The 9,129-nt window shown below is 41.9% G+C and carries 9 protein-coding genes and 1 pseudogene; 7 read left to right on the top strand and 3 right to left on the bottom strand.

Features of this window, described 5'->3' with window-relative positions:
* Positions 1-275 precede the first annotated feature (275 nt).
* From V7K67_RS10010 to V7K67_RS09995, 4 genes are all read left to right on the top strand, one after another.
* Positions 276-980 carry an SDR family oxidoreductase gene (locus tag V7K67_RS10010; protein WP_334731528.1) on the top strand — a complete coding sequence of 235 codons (705 nt, stop codon included), beginning with the start codon at positions 276-278 and terminating at the stop codon, positions 978-980.
* A gap of 106 nt (positions 981-1,086) precedes the next feature.
* Positions 1,087-2,229 carry a 4-hydroxyphenylpyruvate dioxygenase gene (hppD, locus tag V7K67_RS10005; protein WP_335166341.1) on the top strand — a complete coding sequence of 381 codons (1,143 nt, stop codon included), beginning with the start codon at positions 1,087-1,089 and terminating at the stop codon, positions 2,227-2,229.
* The gene (locus V7K67_RS10000; protein ID WP_334731530.1) at positions 2,226-2,666 is read left to right on the top strand and encodes a GNAT family N-acetyltransferase; all 441 of its coding nucleotides are present in this window, start codon (positions 2,226-2,228) and stop codon (positions 2,664-2,666) included. The genes hppD and V7K67_RS10000 overlap by 4 nt, the downstream gene beginning before the upstream one ends.
* A 67-nt stretch (positions 2,667-2,733) precedes the next feature.
* On the top strand, positions 2,734-3,426 hold the full coding sequence (locus V7K67_RS09995; protein WP_334731531.1) for an HAD family hydrolase: 693 nt from the start codon (positions 2,734-2,736) through the stop codon (positions 3,424-3,426).
* Between the two features lie 266 nt (positions 3,427-3,692).
* Here the strand turns inward: V7K67_RS09995 and V7K67_RS09990 are convergent, their stop codons facing one another.
* A complete protein-coding gene (locus V7K67_RS09990) occupies positions 3,693-4,319 on the bottom strand; it encodes a CPP1-like family protein (protein WP_334706119.1) in 627 nt (208 codons plus the stop codon).
* Between the two features lie 648 nt (positions 4,320-4,967).
* On the opposite strand from V7K67_RS09990, the gene V7K67_RS09985 reads away from it, so the two are divergent.
* Positions 4,968-5,687 carry a response regulator transcription factor gene (locus tag V7K67_RS09985; protein ID WP_334706129.1) on the top strand — a complete coding sequence of 240 codons (720 nt, stop codon included), beginning with the start codon at positions 4,968-4,970 and terminating at the stop codon, positions 5,685-5,687.
* A gap of 217 nt (positions 5,688-5,904) precedes the next feature.
* Here V7K67_RS09985 and V7K67_RS09980 read toward each other — a convergent pair whose 3' ends face one another.
* Positions 5,905-6,087 carry a hypothetical protein gene (locus V7K67_RS09980; RefSeq protein ID WP_334706120.1) on the bottom strand — a complete coding sequence of 61 codons (183 nt, stop codon included), beginning with the start codon at positions 6,085-6,087 and terminating at the stop codon, positions 5,905-5,907.
* Positions 6,088-6,644: 557 nt separating this feature from the next.
* Positions 6,645-6,836, bottom strand: a pseudogene (locus tag V7K67_RS09975) (DUF2811 domain-containing protein); the annotation flags it as partial.
* Positions 6,837-7,321: 485 nt separating this feature from the next.
* On the opposite strand from V7K67_RS09975, the gene V7K67_RS09970 reads away from it, so the two are divergent.
* Positions 7,322-7,795, top strand: a complete 474-nt coding sequence (locus tag V7K67_RS09970) for an MFS transporter (RefSeq protein ID WP_334731533.1) — start codon at positions 7,322-7,324, stop codon at positions 7,793-7,795.
* A gap of 168 nt (positions 7,796-7,963) precedes the next feature.
* Positions 7,964-9,085: an alpha/beta hydrolase gene (locus tag V7K67_RS09965; RefSeq protein WP_335166346.1), complete on the top strand. Its 1,122-nt coding sequence runs from the start codon at positions 7,964-7,966 to the stop codon at positions 9,083-9,085.
* The last annotated feature ends 44 nt before the right edge of the window (positions 9,086-9,129 follow it).

Genomic DNA, 9,129 nt, shown 5'->3' with positions numbered 1-9,129 from the left:
AAATAGAATGCCTGCTTTATCACAATATAGTTAACTCTCATGAAATCGAATGTTAGCAACTTTTATTCGCTACCCCGACTTATTGAGCCGATACGTTAGGTTCCAATTTTACTAAATATTTAGAATCATCTCCTACATTTACATTAAAGGCGAGTGGCAAGGAATATGAGGTAATACCGCTACTCTGTGAGTAAATACTTTCTGGATATTTACCTACAACCTGAGCCTGTAATTCTGTATTATGTAAAAAGATGTAAAGAAATGTAAATAATACAATGCAGGATAAAGTTGTTGTTGTCGTCGGTGCTACTGGTGGTATTGGTTCAGCTTTAACACAGAAACTTGCGCCTACAGGAGTCCGGTTGGTACTGGCTGCAAGAGATGCCGGTCGTTTAACAACACTGGCAAATGATTTAGCAGGGGAAGTTTTGAGCGTTCCTACAGATATTACTGACCCTGAACAAGTAGATACTTTGATAGAAAAGACCATCGCTGAGTTTGGTCAAATCGATATTTTAGTGAATGCAGCTGGTGCTGGTATACTCAAGCCCTACAACAGCCTAGAACCTGCTGATTTAGACAAGATGCTAGATGTCAACTTAAAAGGCAGCTTCTACACCACTCAAGCGGCTGCTGAAGAGATGCAAAAGCGCAAGTCTGGTCATATCTGTAATGTGGTAGGAATTCTGGGCAAGCATTCGATGGGGATGGCAGCGGCTTATTCTGCTTCTAAGTTTGGTGTTGTCGGTTTCAGCAAGTGCATGGCAGAAGAACTCAAGCGTTTTGGTATCAAGTTCACGCTATTCTACTTTGGTGGGGTAGATTCTCCTTTCTGGGATAACGTCAACCTAAAAGTAGACCGGAAAAAAATGCTTAGTCCTGAAACTGCTGCCAATGCGATTTTCTTTGCCCTTTCCGCTGAACCGCAAGCTGTACCAATGGAAATTAATATTCAACCTGATAGTCATCTGTTCTTTTAGAGTGGGAGTACGCCTAGATAATTCTTGCTTAGGAAGGACGTGAAAATCTAGCAAAAATGGCAGGATTTACAGAGATATAAGCTGTTATGCTGTATTTTCAGGATTTATGAAAATTGATCACGTTCATTTCTATGTAGAAGACGCGAAAGTATGGCGGGATTGGTTTGTACACCATCTTGGTTTTCAACCAGTAGCCGATCGCATCAGTTCATTTCATACTTGTACAGAAGTGGTAAAAAGTGGTGATGTCTGCTTTTTTCTGTCTTCACCACTGTTGCCTACCAGTCCAGTAGCCGAGTTTCTGCGTCAATATCCCCCTGGTGTGGCAGATGTCGCTTTTGCTGTGGAAGATGTCGAAGGCGCGATCGCACTAGCTCAAATGCACGGTGCTACAATTCTACAATCCATCCAGGAACGCTGGATAGGTACGGCATTCCTCAAATGTGGCAAGATTGCCGCTTGGGGTGGACTGACTCATACTTTGATAGAAAGGTCATTAGTCAGTAGTCATACCCTGCGGGAAGGCGTACCCCTACGGGGAAGCAAGCTACGCGTAGCGTCTCGTGGAGAAGCGCCTACGTCATTGGTTTTTGACAAAGGACAAATGACCAATGACAACACTTTTACCGCCATAGATCATATAGTGCTGAACGTGGCAGTTGGGGAATTAGAAAGTGCTGTGGCTTGGTATGAAAACATCCTCAATTTTCAACCCCAGCAAGCATTTAAAATTAAAACCAATCGTTCTGCTTTACACAGCCAGGTGATGGTTTCGCGTAACGGTAGTGTCCAATTGCCAATTAATGAACCGGCTTCTAGGAATTCTCAAATTCAAGAGTTTCTCGATGTCAATCGGGGGCCAGGAATTCAACATATTGCCTTGCGGACAACTAATCTTGTAAGTGTGATCGCTAAATTTCGTGCTAGTGGTTTATCCTTACTCTCGGTTCCCGAAACCTATTACACCCAGCTAAAACAGCGTCCAGGACTTACACTATCACCGCTAGAACTAGAAGCGATCGCTCAACAGGAAATTCTGGTGGACTGGCAAGAATATACTCCCGTAGGGGCACAACAAACTGCACCCCTACTATTGCAAATTTTCACCCAGCCCATTTTTGAACAGCCGACATTTTTCTTTGAGTTTATTGAACGTCGTTTGCAAGCTAAAGGTTTTGGCGAAGGCAACTTTCGCGCTTTATTTGAAGCCATTGAAAGCGAACAAATCAAACGCGGTACTTTGCAATGATGTCTGAGTACAAAATATCAATTGAAAGTCAGCCAGACTCCAAACAAGTTGATTTTGTAAATAAGCAACTTCACCAATTCAATGTCAACAAAATTGGAGATTATCAATATACACCACTGTTTCTATTGCTTCGTGATTCAAAAGAAAAGGTCGTGGGTGGCTTGGAAGGTTTTATTGGCTTGGGATGGCTTCATATCGGTACTCTTTGGATTGCAGAAGAGTTAAGAGGTGATGGATATGGAAAAGCACTACTTTTGGCGGCAGAACAGGAGGCTGTTAATCGTGGCTGCTTAAACGTATATGTTTTTACTTACAGCTTCCAAGCTCCTGAATTTTATCAGCATTTAGGGTATGAAGTTTTTGGAGAGTTAGAGGATTTTCCCCCTGGTTATCGCCGATACTTTCTTAAAAAGAGGTTACAAAAAACCCTTAGCTGAACTTGATAGTCTCGAAAAATAGCCGTACATCTGAGATAATCTTAATAAAAATTAACATTTTCCGCCGATGCTAAGACTGATTACTGACTTCGACGGTCCAATTATTGATGTTTCCGAACGGTACTACCGTGTTTATCAATTCTGTTTGGAGAAAACCCGTCGTCCAGACCAAGTGGTACAAGAACTTCCGAAAGCAGAATTTTGGGAGTTAAAGCGATCGCGCATTCCTGAAAAACAAATCGCCTTAAATTCAGGGTTAGACGAAGCCCAAGCCCAAGAATTCGCCCAATTACGGCGGCAAACTGTGCATACAGAACATTATTTCAACTATGATACTCTCGCGCCTGGTGCTGTGGATGCACTGTTAAAAATTCAACAAGCTGGAATTGATTTAGCAGTTATGACCATGCGCCGAGTTCGAGAACTAGATTATGCTTTCAAAAAATACGATTTAGGTAGATTTTTCCCAGAAAACCGTTGTTATTGCTTGAGTAACGACTACGTGAAAACTCGCGATATTGAAGATAAGCCCTTGTTAATGGCTAGGGCATTAAAAGAACTGCCCCCCGCTGCTGATACCTGGATGGTGGGAGATACAGAAGCCGATATCACCGCTGCGAAAAATTATGGTATTAAAGTGATGGCTGTAGAGTGTGGGATTCGCGATCGCACCCAATTGAAACTTTACCAGCCCGACTTAATAGTTAAAGACTTTAGCACTGCTGTAGATTTATTCCTAGAATCTAAACGCCTTGTCTAGAAAGACTCTGTAGGCTGCAATAGCTTGAATCAATATCATATCCAGATAATTAGCGCTTCCCTTAATCTCTTCCTCGCTTTCGGGGCGGGGGGATTTCTTGGGGTTTAATTAAGTAATTAAGCGGAGATGATATCAATAATTATACTTTTATTACCATACCCATAGTTAGGGTACACGTATATGCACCCTTACTGCGTGTTAAAACCAAGAGAAATCAATCATGTATTCTTTTTAGAAGTTTCTAGAAGCTTCCTTACCGCATCGATTTAGCGTAGAAAGCTACTAACCAACCACAAAAATATAAATGTCAGTACAGTAGAGAACTGATTCGATGACAGATTGAGGAATGGTATTTGTGGTAAAAGCCAGATAGCAACTAGCCCCCCAGCGATTAAGCCAATTATTAAACTAACCAGGGTGAGTAAAACTGCCCGGCCAAATTTGCCTTCCTTACGATTGAGAAAGTAAATACTAGTGCCTACACCAACCACCAGTGCTAACTGTAAAACCTGCTCGCCTCCCTCTGGATAGAACAGGCTAATAGAACTCAAACCAAGAAACCAAGCTCCTGGTAAGAGTATATCCGCAGGCGATGGTTCATCGATCAGCCGTTGCAGCCATGCAGGTGACTGCTGGCGAGGGATTGGACTTTCTTTAGGAGGCGATTGCACTCGCAACTCTGGAAACCGGATGCGTTCAGGGACTTTGATTTTACCTTCCTGGCGCATCCGTAGGCGATCCATTAAAATCGCATCGTAAGCCGCTTCAATTACTTCTAAATGCTTGGCATCGCCATTGTGTTGCTCGAATAGGCGATTACGAGCATCCTGAATTTCATCGAAGCTAGCCTCTTCTGATACCCCAAGTTTTTCGTAGGGATTTTGATCGCTCATGGGAGTTTATTACTTCAGCCTCAGTCAGCGGCAGTCTTTATGTCGAAGAAAAAACAGCTTTAGGTTTTATTTTGATCGAAACTAAAATCTCGATCTACTTTATGCCCTACCAGGATAGTAGCACGGGTTAGTTGGATCGACTTTGTAATTTCAACTATAGTCACTTTAACATATCGCTATAACTCCGTGTATACCCTCATGCCGTTGCTTAATTCTGGCTCTAATCTAGAATTTGATCGGAGAGTACCTAAAAATGCATAGTTTTTATGAAAAAATCAACTTTCCTATTTCAAATTTGGAAACTTACAGTGCCCTAATAGAGTTTTTTTAACTATACTGAATAATCGCTTGTGGTATATATCCGCATATCGATTTAAAATTAAAACGTTTTAAGTTACCACCTAACTGGGATCAAGGAGGTGTCTTGGTATCAAGAACTGTTGCGACTAAAGTCAGAGCGCTTATATACTGTGGCTAACAGAAATTTCGCGTTCTCATCGCCCACAATCCTGATTAGAGTATTTATTTTTGAATGATCAGGATTCTTATACCGTAGCCATGTAGATTCTTAGTTAGTGCCAAAGTGGCAACTGCGTTTTTACGCAACTCTCTTGTTAATCTTACGAATTTTTGTGCAAAGTAATGGTCATGGCTCCCGCCAAGATTCTTGTAGTTGACGACGACCCTGCGGTTCGGAATTTAATCCAACGCTTTTTGATTAAGCAGAACTATCAGGTGGAGGCTGCCGAAGATGGAAAGACAGCCTTAGCTCTATTTGAGCAATTTAACCCTGATTTGGTGATTCTAGATGTGAATCTACCAGATGTCACAGGGTTTAACCTCTGCCAAGAGATGCAAAGTCGTAATGGTGTTTTTGTTCTGATGTTGACTAGCCGTGCTGACGAAGCTGACAAAATTCGTGGCTTTGCTAAAGGTGCTGACGACTATCTCACCAAGCCTTTTGGGCTAGGAGAGTTAGAAGTTAGAGTTGGAGCTATTTTGAGGCGTCAGCGAGTGATAACTACGGCCGAGCAGAAACGCTTGGTATTTGAAAAACTTATGATTGATCCGGTGCGACGGGAGGTAGCACTTAATAATCAACCAGTACCTTTAACTGCTCTGGAATTTGACTTGTTGCATTTTTTAGCCAGTCATCCCGGCCGAGTTTGGCGGCGCGCAGAACTTATCCAAGAGGTCTGGGATTATGAATATGTCGGCGACCAGAGGGTTGTAGATGTACATATCGGCCAAATTCGCAAGAAGATTGAAATTGATGCTAGTCAGCCGGCATTAATTCAAACTGTACGTGGCGTAGGCTATAAGTTTGAATCTCCTGCCCACCCCCAGCAATTGGAAGCCAAGTCCTGAGTTTATAGTCTAGAGTTTTTTAACTCTTGACTGTTGACTCTTGGGGCAGATATTTAAGTAGGTGGGCGTCAATATTTGTCGTTGGGATAAGGCAGGAGGCAGGAGGCAGAAGGTAGGAGGGAAGAGGGTTTCAGCCTCGTTCATTTTTGTTAACATAGTTTGATTTTATTCTGCCGACCTACTTAGTGAATTTCTTTGACTTTAGTAAAAGACAAATTTAGACAATCAACATAGGTAGATATTCCTCAAATACAGAAAAAGCTTTCTCTGGTTCCCAGTCTTTGGCTGGAATGCTTATTGGGGGGCTACCGCCTTCTGAATTTGCGGCAGCAGCCCAATAGACCTCTTGCAAAAGTGCTTTTTGCACTCTCGTGGTAAAAGGGGAAAGGGTAAAATGCAAAACTTTTACCCCTTGCCCTTTGCCCGACTTCTGCAAGAAGTCTAATGATGTTCATTTCTAGCCAGAGGCTAGAAACAAGAATTTCCTCTTGTGTTTTGGCTGTACTAACCGACGAATGTGTTTGTATCCAAGAGAAAACCGCTATATAACAAGTACTAACGGTCAGCTAATATACTACTTAAATCTTGCGCTATTACCAACTAGTTTTGGCAACAGAAGAAACTATTGGAACCTTTTTAAAGATCAGAATCTACTGATCTTTTTTGTTGTAATATTACCGATTGCTATTGGCTTAAAATCCCGTTAATGGGGCATGGGCCAGAATAACGCCTTTCATACCAGTACCTATGGCAATACTGCGTAGGTTTTGGAATTTCTTGGTTGAGGCAAGCTGTTCAATAGCCGGGGGAGAAATGGAGGCTGGCGTTGAGTTTTGCTTCCCCTGCTTCCCCTGCTTCCCCTGCCTCCCCTGCTTATCCGAGCAGTATTGGTATCTATGGGGTGTCTAGTAAATTAACTGTTGCTGGTAAGTCGGTGCAGGGCATTTCTACTGAGGAGTGGTGGAACAAAGTTTCCAGATAGACTCGGGCAGCACGGCGATCGCTATCTCCATTTTGGAGTAAAAACAATGATAGCGCCGCCGTCAATACTCTGTTTTCATCCCAATCAGGATGGGTTTCTAAGTAGTTTTTTAAGGATTCGTGGAGTGTTTCGGGAATTTCTGTAAAGATGCTAACCGTTGCTTTCATGAGATTTTCCTCCTATGAGGATAATCAAGAGGGACAAGTTGCTTGCGGTGAAGTGGCTTAGGACTTCACACGCTCTTTCGCTATCCCAACAATCTACGCTTACATCTATTGGTAATATATTTTACACATTTGATGCCAACGGTTGAACGGATTACAAAAGCAAGCCGCATCATTGTGCGCCAAGAGGGGGTGGGTTTGTCAATGCTGCGAAATGTTAAAAACGATTGTATAAAAAATAAATGCGAACGAGAGAATAGGACTTGAAGGTAAATTTTCGTTACTTAACTTCACAAAAACTCAGTCCTTAAACTTCTTTGCTACTTATAATTAACAATCCCCAGTCAGATGGCAAGAAGCCTATTAACTCGTATAGCACCTGTGGAAAACTGCTAAAATCTCTGTGGAAACTCTGTGGAATGAGTGAGGAAAATAGTAGCCAATGATAAGAATTACAAAAATGTCATCAAATCATGACATTTACACTCATGAAATTAGCTTCTCAATCTCATTTATCATCGTGGTTGCCCTCGATACATCCCCAGGTCTGGATTTTCGCAATTGGTAGATTTTTCTCGGAAGTTGGTACTGGCTTTACCCTGTTTTACGCCCCCATCTTTTTTGTTAATCAACTTGGTTTATCTACAACCAGTGTTGGGGTAGCCTTGGGTAGCGCCTCGATTTCCGGCATCGTTGGGCGGATTGGAGGTGGTTCTTTGGCTGATTCGGGAGAATGGGGACGCCGCCGCACTTTATTGCTAGCCACGGCGATTTCAGCAATTGGTGCTGCAACCAATAATTTCACTACTTTGATAATTGGTAGCTTGATTAGCGGTTTGGGAATAGGTTTCTATTGGCCGGCGGCTGAAGCTGTTGTTGCTGATGCTAGCCAAATTGACAATCGCCGGGAAACTTTTGCGTTAGCGAAGCTCACCGAAGGTATCGCTCGACGGCGGGTCTGAATCCCCCACTGATTGATTCTGACTTCCTCTCCGTGGCGCTATCGGTGAAGCTTTGGCTGTTATCGCTGCTCTCGAAAATTGGTAGAGTTGGTAAGACTACCCAATGGCTTTGTTTGTATCGTCGGCAATGCCTATCTACAGAAAACGCTACGCAAACAATTAGGATTTATGAGATATTTACGTCATCTGGTGCTGAGTATATGTAGTTGCATCGTATTACTGAGGACGACTGCAATGCCCTGTTTTGCCGCTGAGAAAATTATTTTTCGCTATGGTGTGTTTGAAGAATCACTACCTGTTGCTGATTTACGTAAGTATGCACAAAGGGAAGAAGTTTCTTCTGATTTGCAATTTTTTCTCAAATTTTTCAGTCGGGAAGAACAAAAAGAGTTTCATCAGGCGCTACAAGTAAAAGCATCTCTTGATATTGTGGCTTTGGATAAGCTGTTAAATACAAAACTAGCTAAAGAAATTCTATCTGCGGTTTCCCAAGGTATCGCCCGTCGTGACCAAGCCGGGGTACAAGCACTAGACGCGGCTGTAATCATCGGGGCGAATTCTCAAGAGGGTTTAGGGATCATCAGCTTTCTGGAAGCATATCCTAGTCAAAGACTAGTTATTAATGTTCCAGCAGTCTTAGAAATAGCAAGTAAGTTAAATCTATCTCCTATTGAAATACCACCTAAAGATAACTTAAGTTCTACACCTTTATGGCAACTTGAAGTTCAATATCAGCAATTTGCTACTCAAGGAAAGCAATTCCAGGCTTGCTTGTTTGGGGATTCTGTAACTGCCGAAATGGGTAATACTCTGGGGAAAGGTACTTTTAATTTTGCCTTAAATGGGATAAGCGGGATTTCACTTGTTGAACAACTAAAACTTCTCATTCCAACTAAAATTAAATGCGAAAAAGCTGTGATTGCTATTGGGGGGAATGATGCCTGGTATGGATTAAGTGATTCCTTATTTGCGAACAAACTTCAAGATTCAATTTCCTTAGTGCGAAGCCTTGGGAGTAATCAAATATTCTTAATTCCCGCTTTTTACTCAACAGTTGCCGCTAGTAAAGATCCAAGTATTTCAGCAACAAATCTTCGGGTAGAGCAAATCAATACTGTGATGAATCAAGTTGCAATTAAAAATCATATACCATTGGAAATACAACAGGTTCAATCATTAAATGAGAATAATGCGTTGAAAGATGATTTCAGTTCAGAAGATGGTGCTCATTTAAATAATGAGGGAATAAATATTTATCGGCAGGCTTTATTAAAGATTCTAGGTATATAACGAGATTTGATTAACATGACACAACCAAAAATCAATCTCAGTGA

The sequence above is a fragment of the Nostoc sp. genome, from assembly GCF_036917155.1.
GTDB lineage: Bacteria > Cyanobacteriota > Cyanobacteriia > Cyanobacteriales > Nostocaceae > Nostoc.
The sequence above is the reverse complement of the archived record's forward strand: the minus strand, read 5'-3'. Positions and strand labels throughout refer to the sequence as shown.

What these genes read in the sequence shown, in the direction of transcription:
- V7K67_RS09990 (WP_334706119.1), bottom strand. Translation starts at nt 4,319, where the DNA reads ATGAGCGATCAAAATCCCTACGAAAAACTTGGGGTATCAGAAGAGGCT.
- V7K67_RS09995 (WP_334731531.1), top strand. Translation starts at nt 2,734, where the DNA reads ATGCTAAGACTGATTACTGACTTCGACGGTCCAATTATTGATGTTTCC.
- V7K67_RS09985 (WP_334706129.1), top strand. Translation starts at nt 4,968, where the DNA reads ATGGCTCCCGCCAAGATTCTTGTAGTTGACGACGACCCTGCGGTTCGG.
- V7K67_RS10010 (WP_334731528.1), top strand. Translation starts at nt 276, where the DNA reads ATGCAGGATAAAGTTGTTGTTGTCGTCGGTGCTACTGGTGGTATTGGT.
- hppD (WP_335166341.1), top strand. Translation starts at nt 1,087, where the DNA reads ATGAAAATTGATCACGTTCATTTCTATGTAGAAGACGCGAAAGTATGG.
- V7K67_RS09970 (WP_334731533.1), top strand. Translation starts at nt 7,322, where the DNA reads ATGAAATTAGCTTCTCAATCTCATTTATCATCGTGGTTGCCCTCGATA.
- V7K67_RS09965 (WP_335166346.1), top strand. Translation starts at nt 7,964, where the DNA reads ATGAGATATTTACGTCATCTGGTGCTGAGTATATGTAGTTGCATCGTA.
- V7K67_RS10000 (WP_334731530.1), top strand. Translation starts at nt 2,226, where the DNA reads ATGATGTCTGAGTACAAAATATCAATTGAAAGTCAGCCAGACTCCAAA.